Genomic DNA, 19,054 nt, shown 5'->3' on the forward strand with positions numbered 1-19,054 from the left:
GAACTCTTTTCAACCGAAATCAAGAAAGCTGCCAAACGTAAAGCAATGCAAATAGCGCCTGAACAATCGCGACGGCAATGTACCACCCGCGCAATTTCCTCACAGCTGCAATAAATACGATCAACGATAGCAGCGTCACGGTAAAAGCTCCAACGGAGAAAGTCCGGGGATCAGATCCGGCTGTAAACTGACGGTAATATGTGCTACGCTCGGCAACGCCTGAATGCGCGTAGCAGGCAAATCCCCAAACAGCGGCGCTATATATGTTGAGAAGCAGCGAAGCAAGCAAAAGCATGTAAGGGATTCTTTTCATGTACAGGTATTTGCATGAGTGTCGGAGAAAGATACGTACTGCTCCAGCACAAAAAAAGCAACCGCCAAAACGGTTGCCCTCTCGCTTCAAAAACAAACAGACTACTTTACCCGCTTGCCCGTTGCTTCGAAATTGTAGACCATTCCTTTCAGATTGTCGTCGTCAACCTTAGCCAGATCGATCGATAGCTCCCCTACTTCGGCTGTCTCAAAATAAATGGCGATCCGGTCTGCGCTTTCCTCGATTTTCGTGATCGGCCGCTTGGCAGCAGTAGTATCATTTGCATTCATGAGCTCGCCGGTCAGTTTGCCGTCTTTACGTACCAGATCTGTCAAAAATTTAACATCACCATTTGGTGTCCCATTAATTGCAATCTCCCATTTTCCCGCGAAGAAGTCGGGAGTCGCAGCGGTTTGTGCCGAGGCCTGGTAGACGCAGCAAAGGCTGAAAAGGAAAAGAAACAGGTTGAATTTTTTCATAAATAAGCTGTTTGACTGTGTAAAACTTTTGGATTCAATACGCTTGTAGTACATTGATTTTCAAAGTTAGAAAAATAAGAACCTTATTGTCTATATTTAAGACAATAAATTTATTTCAACTTTTTACTTTCACATTTATATAAGATCGGCAGCATTGGCATGAGTCAGAATTTACATTATCCCAGTGAACAAGGTTATATAGCACAACTGTCCATAGACTGTGTCATTTTCGGCTACCGCGACAGGCAACTGCATGTACTGGTACCCAAGCTGAACTTCAATGGTGAGTTCTGGGCTTTGCCAAGCGGGTTTGTCTATAATGACGAGGATGTCGACGCAGCAGCGACCCGGATATTGCAGGACCGGACAGGCCTGGCCGACGTTTATCTCGACCAGTTCAGGGTCTTCGGCAAAGCCGCGCGGACGAATCTCAGCTTCCTTGAAAAGTTGATCGCATTGAACCCGGATAAGCTCGGAGAAGGAATCAACAACCGAAAGGAATACGAATGGATCACACGGCGCTTCGTCACAATCGGCTACTATGCGCTGGTGGATATGAACAAGCTGGTTCCTAAACAGAACGAGCTCGACCAATCCATTGACTGGTATCCGATCAAGGACCTGCCGGTATTGATCCTTGACCACAATGAAATGATTGCCACCGCGCTGGAAACATTGCGCGAAAACCTCGACCGCAAACTGATCGCATTCAACCTGTTGCCCGAAACATTTACAATGAAAGAAGTACAGGAATTATACGAAGCTATCTTCGACCGGCCATTTGCAAGAAACAATTTCCAGAAGAAAATACTCGATCTTAATGTGCTGGAACGGCTGGACAAAAAATTCACCGGGGCAGCCAACAAGGCTCCTTACCTCTACCGGTTCCTGAACAGATAACAGCAGCGCACACAGGTAACAATTTGGCAACATTATAGTAATGCAGCCGAAACATTGCCCTCGGATCTTTGCGGATCAATCAAACGAGGAATTATGCCTGTATTTAATTTTACAAAACTCACCTTCCTTATTGCTTTCATTTTCGCGCTACAAAACGTTGCAGTAGCTCAGAAGGGCCTGATTACCGGGACTATCATGGACGGACAAAAGCTCTCCCTCCCCGGCGCAACGCTGCGGATCACGCCGGGAAACCAGTACACCATTTCCGATGTGCGTGGAAGATTCGAGTTCCTGAATGTACAGCCTGGCACTTACCAGCTCGAAGCTACCTATATGGGATACCGCACTTCAAGGCAGGAGATCGCCGTTGAGAATGGGCTCATAACAAACACCGAGCTGATCATGCAGGAAGGCGGACTGGATATGAATGAGGTAGTAGTGCTCGGGGACCGGCTGAAAGGTCAGGCCAAGGCATTGAACCAGCAGCGTAACAATGAAAATATAACCAATATCATCTCCTCTGATCAGGTAGGCCGCTTTCCGGATGCCAATATCGGCGATGCATTGAAGCGCGTGCCGGGTATTACCATGCAAAATGACAAGGGGGAGGCGCGTAACATCATCGTGCGCGGACTGGCTCCGGAGTTGAACTCGGTCACCATGAACGGCGACCGCATTCCGTCTGCCGAGGGTGATAACCGGCGTGTGCAAATGGACCTGATCCCGTCCGATATGATCTCTACAATTGAGGTAAACAAGACACTTACGCCCGATCTGGACGCAGATGCGATCGGAGGCTCCGTAAACCTGGTGACCCGCGCAGCGCCCAATGGACAACGTATTTCAGCAACTTTGTCGGGCGGCTACAACCCGATCCGCGGCAAAGCATTGTATACAGGCGGTTTTGTTTATGCCAATCGTTTTGCCAAAAATGCGATCGGAATGGTGTTGAGCGGCTCTTACAACAACAATAACTATGGATCTGACGACGTGGAAGCGTCGTGGACCAAAGACGATTTTGGCAATGTGTACATCAATGAAAGTCAGATCCGCAAATATGATGTGCAGCGGATCCGCCGCAGCCTCTCAGCTTCTTTCGATTTCAAACTGAGTCAAAACCATACCATTACCGCCAATGCGATGTACAACTGGCGGTATGACCGCGAGAACCGGTACAGGCTCAACATCGACGACATTGAGCCGATCTACGATGAAGCCAACAACATTACCGGCTACGAGGGCCGTGTGGGCAGGCAGACAAAAGGCGGAATTGAAAACAGCCACAACAAAGGTACCCGCCTGGAAGACCAGCGCGTGCAAAACTATTCGCTCAAAGGCGAGCACTTACTGGGCCCGAAAGTGGATATGGATTGGAGCGTAAGCTACTCTACGGCCAGCGAAGACCGCCCGAACGAGCGGTATATCAATTTCCGTGAAGGCGGCAATGCGTTGACTTTCAACGGCGACAGCCGCGCGCCTCTTTTTACCGCCCCTGATCTGGACCAGACCTCACTTGGACTGAATGAGATATCTGAAAACCACGATTTCACAAAAGAATCGGAATTGGGCGCGAAAGTGAATTTCAGGTTTCCATTCTCCGTCATCGCGGATCAGAAAGGCCGTTTGAAGGTAGGTGGTAGACTGCGCATCAAGAACAAAGAGCGCGACAATGTGTTTTATGAATACGCGCCTGTCAACGAAGATATGTTCGCTGACCTGGGCAGCACAGGTACTGTAAACTGGCCTGGCAACAACTTCCAGGCGGGCTCGCACCTGGTACCGGGAATATTTACAAGTAAGAGCTACCTCGGTAACCTGAATCTTGGCAATACCGGCGAATTTGAGCAGGAGGCTGTTCCGAGTGAGTTTTTGGGAGCCAATTACAATGCGAAGGAAAACATTGTCGCAGGTTACGTGCGCTGGGACCAGGACTTTACAGACAAGCTTTCCATGATACTTGGAGCGCGCCTTGAAAATACTTCGATCAACTACACAGGTAACCTGATCACCGACGAAGAGGAACTTACAGGTACACGTTCTGTGAAAAATAATTATCTGAATGTAATGCCTTCGGTATCATTCAAACTGAAAGCGACAGAAGACCTGATTCTCCGCGCAGCAGCAACAACTGCACTGGCGAGGCCGAATTATTATGCACTTGCTCCCTACATCAGCATCATTCCCGGTGACCGCGAGATTACTGCCGGTAACCCGAACCTGAAAGCGACTTACTCTTGGAATTTTGATTTCATGGCTGAGAACTATTTCAGGTCTGTGGGCTTATTTTCCGCAGGTGCTTTTTATAAAAACCTCAAAAATTTCATTTACACCTACCGGAACCAGCAATATACAACAGCCAGTTTCGCCGCAGATTTTCCCGGCGAAGTTAACCCGGTCGGCGATGGTGAAACCTGGGATTTTTACCAGTCAAGAAATGGTGAAAGCGTGAATGTGTTTGGGATTGAAGCTGCATTTCAGCGGCAGCTCGACTTCCTGCCAGGCTTTTGGAAGTATTTCGGGATTTATGCAAACTATACTTACACTAAATCCTTCGCAAATGGCGTGTACAATGAAGATGGTGACGTGAGAACTGGCGTTACACTGCCCGGAACTGCCCCGCACATGTTCAATGCATCGCTGTCGTGGGAAAACAGGAAGTTTTCGGCACGTTTGTCGGCCAACTATACCGCTGCTTACCTTGATGCACTTGGCGGCAATGAGTTCGACGACATTTACTACGACAAACAGTTTTTCCTCGATGCCAATGCAGCTTACAAGATCACCAAAAACTTGCGTGTATTTGCAGAAGCGAACAACCTGACCAACCAGCCACTGCGTTACTACCAGAGCATTTCTTCCCGCACAGTGCAGGCAGAGTACTACCGCCCGCGCTTCAACATGGGACTGAAATTTGACCTAACCAGATAGTAACGCATTAAAACACCTTCATGAAAATCATATTTTATCCCATATACCTTACTTCAATAATCGTCCTCGCTGCATGCGGCAGCAAGCCCAATGAGCAAACCGGAGCAACCGGCAAAGTTCAGATTGATACTGCCAATGCGATACAACCGGTGGTAATTACCGATTCCGTCAAACACGATACCGACGATCCGGCGATCTGGATCAATCCTGCCGACCCGGCAAAAAGCCTCGTTTTGGGCACGGACAAAAACGAAGACGGCGCGCTGTATGTGTTTGACCTGAATGGAAAAACAATCGCCGATAAGGTTGTCAGAAATCTGCAAAGACCTAATAATGTCGACGTCGCTTACGGACTGAATATCAATGGCAAACCGACTGACATTGCGGTACTAACCGAGCGGAAGGCCAATAAAATCCGTGTATTCAGCCTGCCTGACCTGAAACCGATCGATAACGGAGGCATTGAAGTATTTGCGGGAGAAACCGAGCGCGATCCAATGGGGATAACGTTGTATACCCGGCCGGAAGACAAGGCGATTTTCGCGATCGTGAGCAGGAAGTCGGGCCCGGCAGAAGGTTACCTCTGGCAATACCAGTTATCTGGCGACGTAAAAGGGAATGTAACCGGCAAGCTTGTGCGGAAATTCGGCAAATACAGTGGCAAGAAGGAAATCGAGTCCATTGCAGTGGACAACGAGCTGGGCTACATCTACTATTCCGACGAGCAGGTAGGTGTACGCAAATACTACGCCCATCCCGACAGCAGCAGCAACGAGCTTGCATTGATCCCAAATACGGGCTTTGCAGAGGATAATGAAGGTATCTCGATCTACAAAACGGGAGACAAAACGGGCTATCTGCTGGTATCCGACCAGGGTGCCGACAAGTTCCATATTTTCAGCCGCGAGGGTTCAAAGGAAAACCCGCACCTGCATGAGCCGCTCAGGATTGTGAAGGTAGCAGCGCACCAGAGCGACGGTTCCGAAGTGACCAGCACGGCATTGAATGCGACTTTCAGCAAAGGTTTATTCGTCGTCATGTCCGAAGGAAAGGTTTTCCATTACTATCGGTGGGAAGATATTATCGGAAAGCAATAAAACTTACGCAGGAATTACGGGTACTTTCCAAAGCCCGCCGTCTTTTGATTGGAACCGCAGCATACCCGGCGGTTCCAATCAAAGCTTCGGATGAAAACGTTCAACGTCGGTTCACTTTCTGAGAACGAGGTCACGCAGTACTGGAAAGCTGCATTGGCCGGCGACCGGGCTTCGTTCCGGAAGCTCCTCGAAGCGACTTACGACCTGATGTACCAGTACGGTCAGAAATTCAGCCGCGACCAGGAACTTGTCAAAGATGCGATCCAGGATGTGTTCCTGGAAGTTCTTGAAAAAAGGGCGACACTCAATGGTGATATTCCGCCAAAGCCCTATCTCCTCGCCTCCCTGCGTCGGCGCCTCCACCGCCTCGGCCACCGCAGCAACTGGCTGCTCCCCACAGGCGAAGAGCATGAAAACGAGTTCGAAATCGAGTTCAGTTCCGAGCATTACTTTATCATTTCCGAAGAAAACAGGCACGTGGCGCAGCAAATTACCTCGCTGATGAACGCCCTCCCTGCCAGGCAAAAAGAGGTAGTATACCTGCGGTTTTTCCAGGAGCTCGACCGGGACGAGATCGCCGAAATCATGCACATCCGTCCCCAGTCCGTTTCCAATCTGCTTCAAACTGCATTCAAATGGATCCGCGAGCAATGGAAAACTGCCATTCCGTTTCTCCTTTCATTGTTGTTCCAATGAACCTTCTTTAAAATAATCCGAAAAAATGTCGGATTAATGCAGTATCAGCCCGGTAGCTATGTCTAATGGTATTTGAAAGGTCAAATCCGGACATGAAAGATTACCAAAATTTCTCGGCAGAAGATTTTCTGTGGGATGATGCATTCCGACGGTGGGTACTGCATCCCAATGCGCAGGACAACGCGCAATGGGAAAGCTGGCTGAGCCAAAATCCGGAAAAAGCAGCGACGGTCGATAGGGCGCGTGAGCTGGTGAAAGCGGTGGGCCCCACTCCTGCTCCGCTGCCGGAAGCAGAAAGAAACCACGCCATCGGGTCCATTCTCAACCATTTTGATGAATATCCCCAGCCCGCTCCCAACCAAAAACAGGTATGGTTCGCGCCTACATTCTGGTTCCGGGCAGCCTGCATTTGCCTGCTTACCATTGGCTTCGTCTGGTTTTTTGCCAAACAGCGGAGCAGCGGGGTGAATGGAGATTTACTGGCAACAAAAGACATGCGTATAGTGGCGAACACAGGAAAGGCTGTTTTGCGCGTCAAGCTATCAGACGGCAGCGTGGTTTATCTCTCCCCAGACAGCAAGCTGAGTTACCCCGATCATTTTTCATCAACAAAAAGAACAGTACACCTGAGTGGCGGCGCATTCTTCGAAGTTGCCCGGCAGCCTGGCCGCCCCTTCTATGTTTTTGCCGGAAGTCTGGTCACCAAAGTGCTGGGTACCAGCTTTCACGTCCGGTCTTTTGACAATGAAAGCAATGCAAGTGTATCTGTAAAAACCGGCCGAGTTGCCGTATTTGCCAGAGAGAAAAGTCCGCTTACCAGCGACGAGCTCAGCGAGCGGGGCGCCGTAGTGATCGAGCCAAATCAGCAGATTGTACTGGCGCATGAAACCGTAAAATTGACAAAGACCATTGTCCCCGATCCCGAACTCATTATCCCGCCTGATGAAGCTATTGACTTCAATTTCAATGATTCCCCTGTTTCTGACATCTTTAAAACCCTGCAAAAAGCCTATGGTATAGAAATCATTTTCGATGAAAAAACAATGAAACATTGCCCGGTAACAGCCACGCTGACAGACCTGTCCCTCTACGAACAACTCGACCTGGTTTGCAATGCAGTCCGCGCCAGCTACGAGGTGATCGACGGGCGGATCGTCGTTGATGGAAAAGGTTGCGGGGAAATGTAAAAGAAAACGCTAAACACTTAATCAATTCAGAAAGTATGAACAAAATAGTACTATCGCCGCATTGTCTCTTGCTGCTGCGGATCAGCCTATTACAAATTTGCCTGGCCATGTGCTTTTTCAGCCGGGCCAATGCCGGTCCCTCCGGTGCTCAGGAATTGCTCGGCAGGAAAATCTCTGTTTCCGTTAATTCGGAAGAAATGGGCCGGGTGTTGAAGAAGATCGAAAAACAGGCTGACGTACGTTTCGTATTCAGCTCGAAACTGATACAATCCACTCGCAAGATCTCGTTTTCGGCAGAAGCAAAGCCGCTTTCGGAGGTACTTAGCGGCATTCTCACGCCACAGGGGCTTGTGTATGAAGTTAAAGGAAAGAACATTGTCGTAAAACCGAATGATAAAACCGGCGAGGCAAGTACTACCGGCATTGAAATGCCGCGACAACCCGGCGCAGCTGAAATCACGATCAAAGGAAAAGTGACCGACGCGCAAAATGCAGAGCCGCTTCCAGGTGTAAACATTCTGGTGAAAGGAACGCAAACGGGAACCTCCTCGGATGCTGACGGAAACTACACCATTCAGGTACCCGACGGCAATGCCACGCTGGTGTTCAGCTTTGTGGGGTATACCTCGCATGAAGCTGTTGTGGGCAGCCAGACACAGATCAATGTGAGCCTGAAAACAGATAACAAATCGCTGGAAGAGATCGTGGTAGTAGGTTACGGAACGGTTAAGAAAAGCGATGTGACCGGCTCGGTATCGTCTGTCAAGGCAGAAGAAATCACCGCCTACCCTGCCCTGGGAACTGTGCAGGCTTTGCAGGGCCGCGCGGCTGGTGTTCAGATACAGGCCAACAATGGCGAGCCGGGTTCAACCTTCAAGGTACGTGTGAGGGGAAGCAGCTCCATCAATGCGAGCAGCGACCCTATCTATGTGGTCGATGGATTTGTAGGTGGCGCATTGCCGCCTCCGGAGGATATCGAATCCATTGAAGTACTTAAAGATGCTTCTGCAACAGCCATTTACGGTTCCCGCGGTGCCAATGGGGTAATTATGGTCACTACCAAAAAAGGTATGTCTGGCAAGCCGAAGATTGATTTCAACACCTCCTTTTCTTCTCAAACTGAAATCAACCGGCTCGACCTGCTCAATGCATCCCAATTCCTGAGCTATGTACAGGAAGCACGGCCCAACGTGGTTTCACAAGGCGCAGATACGGATTGGCAAGACCAGATTTTCAGAAAAGGCGGTATTCAGAATTACCAGCTTTCCATTGCCGGAGGCGGGGATAATGTGAAATACTATGTGTCGGGAGCACTTTACGATCATAAAGGGATCATCATCAATTCGGGCTACAACCGCTTTTCGGTAACCAGCAACATTGATATACAAGCTGCAAAAAGATTGAAACTGGGTTTGAATCTCTTTGCGCAGCGTGTTTCCCGCGATCAGTCCAAAACACAGGAAGGATCTTCCGGCCTTACGCCGGGCGTTGTGGCATCCGCATTCAAGTTTGAGCCCGACCAGCCTATTCGCGGCGCAAACGGAAGATTTACGGTAGCGAGATTAAATGACCCGATCGACAATCCCTACGCAATCGCGACGCAGCTGGAAAACCAGTCACTTACCGATCGCATCCAGGGAAACCTTTATGCAGAATACAGCATCCTGGATGATCTTAAACTGCGGGTTACCATGGGCGCAACTACCAACAGCGGCCGCGCCGGGACTTACCTGCCAAGTACATTGAACGACGGCCGCAACATAGGCGGGCGCGCGAGTGTCACGGGTACCAAAAGCACATTGCTGCTAAACGAGAATTACCTGCTTTACAACAAGAAGATCGGTACTAACCACGATCTGTCGGTCATGGCGGGTTACTCTTATCAAACCTCTTCCAGCGAACGTTGGGGCGGCACCGGGCAGTCTTTCATCACCGACGCAGTTTCATTCTGGAACCTGGGCGGATCTTCCGTTTGGCAGAGCCCGACCTCAGAATTGATCGAGTGGCAGCTTGCTTCGCTCTATGGACGGATCACCTACTCGCTTGCAGACCGATATCTTTTCACGGCCAACATTCGCCGTGATGGTTCCTCGAATTTTAGCAAAAACAACAAATGGGCAATGTTCCCGTCCGGCGCATTCGCGTGGAAAATGTCAAGTGAGCCATTCATGCAAAACATGCCGGCGATCAGCCAGTGGAAATGGCGCGTGAGCTACGGATTGACAGGAAACCAGGCCATTACGCCATACCAGACAATGGCGCGCTTCTCAAATGTGTACACAGTAATCAATGGCGTGGCCGTGAATGCAGTTCGCCCTACTACTGTTGCCAACGACGATCTGACCTGGGAAACAACCAAGCAGTTTGACATCGGAACTGACGTGAGCCTTTTCAATAACCGGATTAATGTCGTGCTTGATTATTACCGTCGCGTTACCAGCGACCTGCTGTTCAGCGTGCCGCTTCCGCAATACTCAGGTTACACCAACCAGCTGCAGAACATCGGTTCGGTTGAAAACAAAGGTTTTGAAATAACCTTCAACTCACGTAACCTGATCGGCAATTTCAAATGGAGCACAGATCTTAACTTCTCGCTGAACCGCAACAAAGTGCTCAAACTGCCGAATGGAACGGACATTTTCTACAACTCTGCGCCAGGCCACATGGTAGGTCTGGGTCAAACGCAGATCCTGCGTGAAGGTCAGCCGGTGGGCAGTTTCTATGGCTGGCTTTATGACGGCGTTTATCAGCAAAACGACAATTTCATTCCCGGCGGCGGCTTTGAAGTGGCAGCTGGCGGCGAGAAATTCAGGGATATTGATGGTAAAAAAGATGCAAATGGTAAGCTCACCGGCGAACCGGACGGTATGCTCAACAGCGACGACCGCACGATCATCGGAAATCCGCACCCTAAATTTACCTGGGGCCTCAACAACGATTTCAGCTGGAAAGGATTTGACATGAACGTGTTCTTCCAGGCTTCGCAGGGCAACGATCTGCTGAGCTACACATTAATGGAGCTGAACCTGCTGTCGGGGATCAACAATGCCACTACCGAAGCATTGAACCGGTGGACACCAGAAAATACAAACACCAATGTACCCAAGGCAATGGCGGGCCGCACGCGTCGGGTTTCTACGCGCTGGGTGTACGACGGCAGTTTTGTACGTCTGAAAAACCTGGCGTTGGGTTACAACCTTCCGAAACCGGTATTGGAAAAACTGAGGATCAGCAAGCTGCGGTTCTACGTCAGCGCGCAGAACATTCTCACATTTACAAAGTACAAAGGTTACGATCCGGAGGTTAACTATTCGTCAGAAGGCGATACCGACGGGAACAGGAACCTGGGTCTTGACTACGCCAGCTACCCTAATGCAAAATCCTACACAGTAGGTCTGAACATCGGTTTATAGTTCATGTGCCAACTTTTAAAAAGCATTTTATGAAAATATATATTAAAAAACTGGCCACCCTTGCACTTCCCGTGATGCTGCTGGGCTGCGCCGATCTGGCCGAAAAGCCGGTTGGGCTACTCGCACCGGAAGCATTGTTCAAAACTCCGAAAGACGTGGAAACGGCGATATCCGGCGCTTACGGCTGGATCGCCTCCGAGCGGCTTTATGGCCGGCAGTTCGTATCTGCGCTCTCCTTGCGTGACGATATGTGCGATATCGGCGACCGAGGCACACCCGCTGAAAGACAGCAGGTAAATGATTTCAACATGGATGATAACAACAACATGGTCAACCAGTTCTGGCCATATTGGTACCAGGTGATCAGCGCAACCAATGCGGCGATTGCAGGTGCCCAGCAGTTGGGATTGCCTGATAATGAGATCAACCCACTGATCGCAGAGGCCCGGTTTGTACGCGCATTCTCGTACTTTCACCTGGTTCGCGTGTTTGGCGATGTTCCTTACATCGACTTTTTTATCACCAATCCCGCAGCCGTAAAGCAGCTGACGCGCACACCGGCAGCGACCGTGTATGCAGGTATCCTGGCTGATCTTGAGTTTGCCAAACAAAACCTGCCCGATCAGCAGCCGTCAAATGTGCGGAGCCGCCCCTCGAAGGGAACTGCCGCTTCCTACCTTGCAGCGGTACATCTTACCTTGCAGGATTATGCCAAAGCGTATGCGGAAGCTAAATGGGTGATTGATAATAAAGACAAATTCGGCTACGGACTGGAAGCAGATTTCCAGACACTTTTTCGTGCGCCGCAGGCAAATAATTTGAAAGAACACATTTTTGCCATTGATTTTCTGGGATTGCAGTCCGGCGATGGTGGGGCGAATGATGATATTATGGCCCCAATGACGGGAGTACGTGGAGGCGATGCCCCAAGAAGTGGGTGGAGTGTAATCGTACCTTCCCAGAAAGTGTTCGATACCTGGGACGCGCGCGACTACCGGAAGGAAGTTAGCTTTGACGATTCGCTGCTCATTGGTGGTAAATTGGCGCCTTATACCCAGTTTCCAAATACAAAAAGGCCGCACATTGCGAAATATGCACGTTTTGCAGGTACTTCCAATGCAGAAGGCCGCGATTCGGATCACAACTATGCGGCAATGCGCTACGCAGAAATACTGCTGATTGCGGCGGAAGCAGCAGCCGAGGTGAATGGACCTACTGCAGAGGCGATCGGCTATGTAAACGAGGTACGCGCCAGGGCGAGGAACTGGGCCGGTAAGCCGACTACCTTCCCGGCGGATGTGGCACCAGGACTTACCAAACAGGCTTTTATTGATCTGGTGCTGGAAGAACGCCGCATTGAGCTCGCGTTTGAGTACAAAAGATGGTACGATATCCAGCGCAGAAAACTGGGTGATGTGGTATTCAAAGGTGCAAACTCCCTCGAACCACACGCAAACTTTAATGCGGCACGCGACTATTTAATGCCGATCCCACGTGTGGAATTGCAGGTTAACCCCAATCTTGCCCCACAAAATCCGGGGTACTGATTTCTTAATATGGGTATAAAAAGGAAAAGCCGGCCAAATGGCCGGCTTTTCCTTTTATCGCTTTTTGGCGATGCTATTGCTCAACAGAAGCTTGCTCGTTCACATAGCCTTCTGCCAGTCCGGTCAGGATATGGTCGGTTTCACCTTCCTGATCCAATGTTTGCTGAAGAAGTGTTGCTGCATCTTCATAACCCAGCGTTCTCGCGACGTTACGAAGTGTACCATAAGATGCGATTTCGTAGTGTTCTACTTTTTGCGCAGCCATGATCAAACCGCAGTCACGTACCATTGTGCCTTTGTCTGTGCTTTCAATGATCTCGTTCGCTTCCTCGATCAAGCCTTCCATTGCAGCACATTTTTTAGCCTGTGCTTTTTCGCCGATAATTTCAAATACCTGCTCAACAGTCTTGATCTGCTCTTCAGTCTGTGTAGTGTGGAGTTCAAATGCAGATTTCAACTCGTCTGAGGTCGCATTTTTCGCCATTTTCACCAAAGCTTTCGCAAGGTTCTTCTCAGCCCAGTAGATATCTTTCAAACCATCTACGAACAATTCTTTCAATTTTTCACCATCTGCTTCGGTGATCTGCTTGGTTGCTTTTGATGCACTTTTTTTAGTTGCCATTTCGGTTGTGGTTTTAATGTTGATGTCGCCCCTATTAAAAAAGTCGTTCCAGCAATTCTGTTTTCACCAACATCTAAAAACAGCACAAATAAGAAGATCCGGCAGGGCTGGAATAATTTTTTACATACCCGCCCAATTTCACATGTTCAACATCATCAACCAATTAACGGTAAAACTATGTTAGCAATGAATTACAGGGGCCCGTACCGGGTCAGAGCTGATCGCAGTAAGCCGATGCCGAAAATAGAGCATTCAGGTGATGCGATCGTCCGGGTAACACGTTCGTGTATTTGCGGGTCCGACCTCCACTTATACCACGGAATGGTACCCGACACACGCGTCGGAACCACATTCGGCCACGAGTTCATCGGGGTTGTGGAAGAGATCGGCGACGCAGTACAAAACCTGAAAGTGGGCGACAACGTACTCGTTCCTTTTAATATCGCCTGCGGCAAATGCGTGTTTTGCGAACAGGGACTTTTTGGTAACTGTCACGAATCCAACCCCGAGGCTACTGCAGTAGGCGGGATTTTCGGATACTCGCACACAGCCGGCGGTTTCGACGGTGGCCAGGCTGAATACGTGCGCGTACCATATGCAGACGTGGGCCCGATGATCATTCCTGATAACATGGACCACGACGACGCAGTGTTGCTTACAGACGTGTTCCCTACCGGCTATCAGGCCGCTGAAATGGGCGGGATCAAACCCGGCGATACCGTGGTGGTATTTGGTGCAGGGCCAGTCGGGATCATGGCGGCAAAATCAGCCTGGTTGTTCGGCGCAGGCCGCGTGATCGTGATCGACCACCTGGAATACCGCCTGGAATTCGTGAAAAACTATGCGCAATGCGAAGTGTACAACTTCCGCTCGTTGGGAGATGTAGTACTGTTCCTGAAAAAGACTACAGACTGGCTCGGCGCAGACGTATGTATTGACGCCGTAGGCTGTGAAGCTGCGGGTGACGCCATGCAAACCATTACAGGGCGTAAACTGATGCTGCAATCGGGCTCAGCCACTGCGCTTCACTGGGCGATCAACTCGGTCAAAAAAGGAGGTATCGTGTCCATTGTGGGTGTTTACGGACCAACCGGAAACCTGATCCCGATCGGAAACGTGGTGAACAAGGGTATCACAATCCGCGCCAACCAGGCTTCTGTAAAAAGACTGCTTCCTAAGTTGATCGACCACATTCAGTCTGGCAGGGTGAGTCCGAAAGACATTATTACCCACCGCATTCCGCTGGAAGAAGTTTCGGACGCTTACCACATTTTCTCAGCCAAACTGGACAATTGCATCAAGCCAATCCTAATACCACCATCAGCAAGAAAATAACCAGCATTATGAAAAAGACAGCACAAGATTACAGCCACATCAATGGTTGGGGAATTGACGCCGATCCGCTGGACGTGCCGGCATACCCGATGAAGAAAAGGACTGAAAACGATAACAAAGGGATGATCTGGGAGCGACCGCCGCAACAGCCTGAACTGGTTGAAGTACTCCATTCAAACGAGCGCCCGGGCCTTACCGCAGTATTCGGAACGCCCAATCCGCCCAAAGGACTGAGTGGCAAAATTCGTCGCTACGCATTCAAATACAGCGAATCGATGATCAGGCACTGGCTGCTCCTACTCGTAGCCGACCGTGTGAATATGATAGAAGGGATACACGAGGATATCAACAAGGGACATTTCCCGGATGTATTCTCGGAGCTTGGAGGGAAGTCGGAGATGAAGTATAACAAAGTTGGCCTCACGCGGAAAATCGCACTGGGAGCCGGCATTGCAGTACTAGCGATCGCATTCCTCCGCACCCGGCGATAATTCAGTATCGGATTTTAAGTAAAATAAAAGACCTGCCCGCAATCAAGCCGGCAGGTCTTTTATTATTTAAAACAACTCATAAACTCTAATTCTAAACTCATAAACTCTAAACTCATAAACTCAACTCTCCTTCCCTTCCCCAACCACAATCCGTTCCAGATCAAGGCGCGTAGGACCAGTAAGTACCTGCCCGTGCGCATTGAAGCGACCGCCGTGACAAGGGCAGTCCCAACTCTTCTCGGAACCGTTCCATTTTACAATACAGCCTGCGTGCGTACAAACGGGATCAAGCGCGTGTACCTGGCCTTTCGTATCCTTGTAAATCGCCAGCTTCTGTCCATCGTATTCAACGATATCGCCTGAATCCACAGGAAGCTGCGCCACGGAATCAATCTTTTCAATACCAATGCGGTCTGCTACGAAACGATTTGCCACGTCTGCATTTTCCTTGACGAACTCAGTAAATCCTGCAATAGGCTTAATCCTGCCCGGATCGAAGAGATCTTTAAACTCGCTTTCTCCGGTTGCGATTAGCTGACTGACAACAATTGCCGCCACCGTACCCAGGATAATACCGTTCCCATTGTAGCCCGTCGCTGCGTAAATGCCCTTCGACGCGCCTGGCAGATGCCCGATGTAGGGAAGTCCGTCAGTAGGTACATAATATTGCGCCGACCATCTGGAAGATACCTCCGCGACCTGGTAGCAGGATTTGGTAAAATTGATCAGGTCTTCAAAGGATTGCTCCGGCTCTCCGTGGCCCGTTTTGTGATCGTGCCCGCCGGAGATCAGGTATTTCTGTCCGTCCACTTCGTGCGTGCGGAAGTAGTGATAAGGATCTTTCAGGTCATACACCAATGCATCGGGATAAGCATTGTCGCTGAGCGTGGCCGCGATCACGTAGCTGCGGTAGGGCGCATTGCGGAAATGCAACAGGTTTACCCCGCCCGGCGGAATGTGCGTCGCATAAAACACAGACTTTGCCTTAATCTCTCTCTCCGGCGACTTGGCGGTATGCACATCATCTTCCGTAGAAATATCCTCGATCCGGGTGTTTTCAAGCACAACTCCGCCAAGCGCTACAAACTCCTTCTGCAATGCCAGAATATATTTCAATGGATGAAATTGTGCCTGGTGATCGTACTCCAGCGCTTTCAGGTAAGACTGAGGCGCAGGCGCCGTTTGGGTAACTTCCACCTGTACACCTGCACGAATGGTGCTTTCGAGCATATCGTCCAGCTCCTTTACTTCATCGTCTGTCTGCGCATACACGTACGCTTTCTTACGCTCAAAATCACATTCAATTTCGTACTTGTCCACCAGCTCGGTAATGAGGCTCACTGATTGCGCAATTGACTTCGCAAACTGCTTTGAAGCATCCTCGCTGAATGCACTTTCCACCTCGGCATAGGTAGTATCAGCAAAAGTATTGATGTGGGCAGTGGTACCCCCGGTAGTTCCGTAACCCGCATGATGGGCATCGGCGATCACGCATTTACGTCCCGCTCTCTGCAACAGCAATGCGGCAGTAATCCCGGTGATCCCCGCTCCTACTATCAATGCATCGTAAACGAAAGCAGGATCAAAAGTGCCGTTCTGGTTGTCCAGATGCATATTTCTTTGCCATAAACTTACATTGTGCCCGTCCCTCGTGACGGCGCGCTCACTACCGAAATGCTGGTTTTGTTGATTTTCCATAATAAATACAGTCGTGTTTGGTGTTAATTCAAAGTTGCAGGTCAGAGCTGCTTCGCTTTATTTATAGGATACCCTGTAAACAACCCCGTTGGTATCGTCGGAGAAGAGCAGCGATCCGTCTTTATGCACAGCTACGCCCACCAGCCTGCCGAAATGCGCACGGTTGTTGTTGACGATAAAACCTGTTACAAAATCATCGAAACGGACAGGCTTACCATTTTCGAAATGCATGCGCACGATCTTGTAACCCACAGGCGAGCTCCTGTTCCAGGACCCGCGCATCGCTACAAAAGCATCGTTCTTGTACTCACCGGGAAACATCGCGCCTGTATAAAACGCCATTCCCATCGGAGCAGAGTGCGCCTGGTATGTCAATGCGGGTAATGTAGTTTTGGCAAGATATTGCTGGTAAGTAGTGTCGCCCTGCGGCCTGTCGCCGGGGTTGTACTTGCCTTCACCATAGATGTAAGGCCAGCCGTAATCCGCCCCCTGCTTGATCATGTTAACCTCCTCTTTTTGCTCATTATCACCCAGCCAGTCGATCCCGTGGTCCATTCCCCAGAGCTCACTCGTTTCAGGGTGCCAGCCAAAGCCGATCGTATTTCTTAAACCTTTTGCAAATATCTTCCGGTTGGACCCGTCCGGCTCGGCACGCAGGATAGTCGCGTTTTCAGGATTGGGCTCGGGACAGGAATTACAGGTACTGCCAACTGTGAGATACATTTTTTTATCCGGACCAAAAGCAATGGTGCGATTGGGATGCTGTCCGCCGTCGGGAAGATCATTGATCAGCATAGTAGGCTGACCGAGCGTACCATCGCCATTGATATCTGCTGCATATACCTCATTTACAGCTACCATATACATTTTGCCCTCGTACACAGAAAGCCCGTGCACCTGCTTGATGTTCGCTACGGTCTTCTTGCCTTCGGCACTGCCGTCGTTATCCGCATCAGTAAGCATGATCACAATCCCCGCTTCCCGGTCGGAAGCATAGACGTGGCCGTTGTGTGCCAGCAGGATACGGGGCTTGCCCAGCCCGTCTGCAAACTTGTTGATCGTAAATCCGGCGGGTACTTTCAGCTGGGCGATGTTGGCGTCTGTTGCTTTTTGAACCGCCGGGTAAAAAACATAACCCTCGATCTGCGTGGAAGTTGGTTCTTCATCTGTCTCGGGAATGAATGCATCCCAGAAATTATCGTCTTCTTTGCAACCAAAAACGAGCGTACCGCAAACCGCCATTAACAACGGGGCTCTCCGCATCGTTTTCCAAAAACCATAGTGTTTTTTCATGATAGGTGATTTTTAGTTTTGATGAATTTTGTGTTCGTTAAAAAAATGAAGATGGCGAAGGTTAAAAAGCTGTGCCAGGAAGCGTATAAGATTAGCCGGACGATGTACCGGAAAATGCTGAAATTAAAGATATGATTGCATTAAAAACCGTAGACTACCGGCTGCTGGTAGTATTTACCGTGGGACAAAAGCTCAGCTTTACCAAAGCTGCGCTTGAACTGAACATTACCCAGCCAGCTGTGACCAAGCACGTGCGGGAGATGGAGCAGCAGCTCAATTGCCGCCTTTTTACCAGGAATGGAAATACCATCGGGCTCACCGCGGAAGGTGCATTGTTTGTCAGGTATGCGCAACGCATCATTCAGCTTTCGCGTGAAATGGAATCTGAAATCGCGCAGGTGGCGCATGCGCATGGCGGAACGATCCGCATCGGGGCGAGTACAACGGTTGCGCAGACGATACTGCCGAAGCTGCTGGCACTCTTCAAGAAAAGCTATCCAGCCCTTTCATTCACATTCATCCAGGGCAACACCGACCTTATAACCAAACACATACTGGACGAAACCGTCGACATCGCGATCGTAGAAGGGGCCGGCTTTCACCCACAGATCAGCTATACGCCCTTTGTCAAAGACGAAATTGTGCTGGTTACACAAACGAAAGGGAAGTATGCCAAATGGGGCGAGATCAACTTGAAACAGCTCGCCGGTATTCCGCTGGTGTTGCGGGAGGCAGGCTCCGGGACACTGGATGTACTGCGAAAAGCGCTGGCAAAAGCCGGTCTTGCATTCAGCGACCTCACGATCGAAATTGAGCTGGAAAGCAGTATCGCAATCAAACAATACCTCCTGCATTCACAAACCGCCGCGTTTCTATCTGTACAATCGGTAGTGAACGAATTGAAATACAACGAACTGACCATTATCGATATCAAAGGATTGGAGATTTACCGTGACTTCCAGTTCATACATCTCCACGGAAAAACATCTGCACTAAGCGAGCTTTTCATGCGCTTTTGCAAAAGCCATTATAACATTTAGTTATATGGAATAACA

At 49.8% G+C, this 19,054-nt stretch carries 15 protein-coding genes; 10 read left to right on the forward strand and 5 right to left on the reverse strand.

The annotated features are described in order from the left end of the window. Nucleotides 1-19: 19 nt before the first annotated feature. On the reverse strand, nt 20-313 hold the full coding sequence (locus ASG33_RS18745; protein WP_056288870.1) for a hypothetical protein: 294 nt from the start codon (nt 311-313) through the stop codon (nt 20-22). Between the two features lie 101 nt (nt 314-414). Next, on the reverse strand, nt 415-792 hold the full coding sequence (locus tag ASG33_RS18750; RefSeq protein WP_056290459.1) for a hypothetical protein: 378 nt from the start codon (nt 790-792) through the stop codon (nt 415-417). A gap of 159 nt (nt 793-951) precedes the next feature. On the opposite strand from ASG33_RS18750, the gene ASG33_RS18755 reads away from it, so the two are divergent. The 7 genes from ASG33_RS18755 to ASG33_RS18785 all read left to right on the forward strand — a co-directional run bounded on the left by ASG33_RS18755 (nt 952) and on the right by ASG33_RS18785 (nt 12,560). Next, a complete protein-coding gene (locus ASG33_RS18755; protein ID WP_056288871.1) occupies nt 952-1,692 on the forward strand; it encodes an NrtR DNA-binding winged helix domain-containing protein in 741 nt (246 codons plus the stop codon). Between the two features lie 93 nt (nt 1,693-1,785). Further along, a complete protein-coding gene (locus ASG33_RS18760) occupies nt 1,786-4,620 on the forward strand; it encodes a TonB-dependent receptor (protein WP_056288874.1) in 2,835 nt (944 codons plus the stop codon). Nucleotides 4,621-4,640: 20 nt separating this feature from the next. Next, the gene (locus ASG33_RS18765; RefSeq protein ID WP_056288877.1) at nt 4,641-5,717 is read left to right on the forward strand and encodes a phytase; all 1,077 of its coding nucleotides are present in this window, start codon (nt 4,641-4,643) and stop codon (nt 5,715-5,717) included. A 90-nt stretch (nt 5,718-5,807) separates the two neighbouring features. Then, complete coding sequence (locus tag ASG33_RS18770) at nt 5,808-6,413, forward strand: RNA polymerase sigma factor (protein ID WP_056290462.1); 606 nt, start codon at nt 5,808-5,810, stop codon at nt 6,411-6,413. Nucleotides 6,414-6,505: 92 nt separating this feature from the next. After that, nucleotides 6,506-7,600, forward strand: coding sequence for a FecR family protein (locus tag ASG33_RS18775; RefSeq protein ID WP_162242761.1), 1,095 nt, complete (start codon nt 6,506-6,508; stop codon nt 7,598-7,600). A gap of 107 nt (nt 7,601-7,707) precedes the next feature. Beyond that, on the forward strand, nt 7,708-11,013 hold the full coding sequence (locus ASG33_RS18780) for a TonB-dependent receptor (RefSeq protein WP_056288884.1): 3,306 nt from the start codon (nt 7,708-7,710) through the stop codon (nt 11,011-11,013). Between the two features lie 29 nt (nt 11,014-11,042). Continuing rightward, nucleotides 11,043-12,560 (forward strand): RagB/SusD family nutrient uptake outer membrane protein, encoded by a 1,518-nt coding sequence (locus ASG33_RS18785; protein ID WP_056288887.1) that lies wholly within the window; start codon nt 11,043-11,045, stop codon nt 12,558-12,560. Nucleotides 12,561-12,633: 73 nt separating this feature from the next. Here the strand turns inward: ASG33_RS18785 and ASG33_RS18790 are convergent, their stop codons facing one another. Further along, nucleotides 12,634-13,182 carry a ferritin-like domain-containing protein gene (locus tag ASG33_RS18790; RefSeq protein ID WP_056288889.1) on the reverse strand — a complete coding sequence of 183 codons (549 nt, stop codon included), beginning with the start codon at nt 13,180-13,182 and terminating at the stop codon, nt 12,634-12,636. Nucleotides 13,183-13,359: 177 nt separating this feature from the next. Here ASG33_RS18790 and ASG33_RS18795 point away from each other — a divergent pair, with 177 nt between their 5' ends. Both ASG33_RS18795 and ASG33_RS18800 read left to right on the forward strand, forming a co-directional pair. Next, on the forward strand, nt 13,360-14,517 hold the full coding sequence (locus ASG33_RS18795) for a zinc-dependent alcohol dehydrogenase (RefSeq protein ID WP_056288892.1): 1,158 nt from the start codon (nt 13,360-13,362) through the stop codon (nt 14,515-14,517). Between the two features lie 8 nt (nt 14,518-14,525). Continuing rightward, nucleotides 14,526-15,008, forward strand: coding sequence for a hypothetical protein (locus ASG33_RS18800; protein WP_056290464.1), 483 nt, complete (start codon nt 14,526-14,528; stop codon nt 15,006-15,008). A 120-nt stretch (nt 15,009-15,128) separates the two neighbouring features. Here ASG33_RS18800 and ASG33_RS18805 read toward each other — a convergent pair whose 3' ends face one another. Beyond that, on the reverse strand, nt 15,129-16,706 hold the full coding sequence (locus tag ASG33_RS18805; RefSeq protein WP_056288894.1) for an FAD-dependent oxidoreductase: 1,578 nt from the start codon (nt 16,704-16,706) through the stop codon (nt 15,129-15,131). Nucleotides 16,707-16,763: 57 nt separating this feature from the next. Beyond that, nucleotides 16,764-17,999 carry a sorbosone dehydrogenase family protein gene (locus ASG33_RS18810; RefSeq protein ID WP_229238733.1) on the reverse strand — a complete coding sequence of 412 codons (1,236 nt, stop codon included), beginning with the start codon at nt 17,997-17,999 and terminating at the stop codon, nt 16,764-16,766. A 131-nt stretch (nt 18,000-18,130) separates the two neighbouring features. On the opposite strand from ASG33_RS18810, the gene ASG33_RS18815 reads away from it, so the two are divergent. Next, the gene (locus ASG33_RS18815; RefSeq protein WP_056288896.1) at nt 18,131-19,039 is read left to right on the forward strand and encodes a LysR family transcriptional regulator; all 909 of its coding nucleotides are present in this window, start codon (nt 18,131-18,133) and stop codon (nt 19,037-19,039) included. Nucleotides 19,040-19,054: the final 15 nt, after the last annotated feature.

The sequence above is a fragment of the Dyadobacter sp. Leaf189 genome (genome assembly GCF_001424405.1).
Classification (GTDB): domain Bacteria; phylum Bacteroidota; class Bacteroidia; order Cytophagales; family Spirosomataceae; genus Dyadobacter.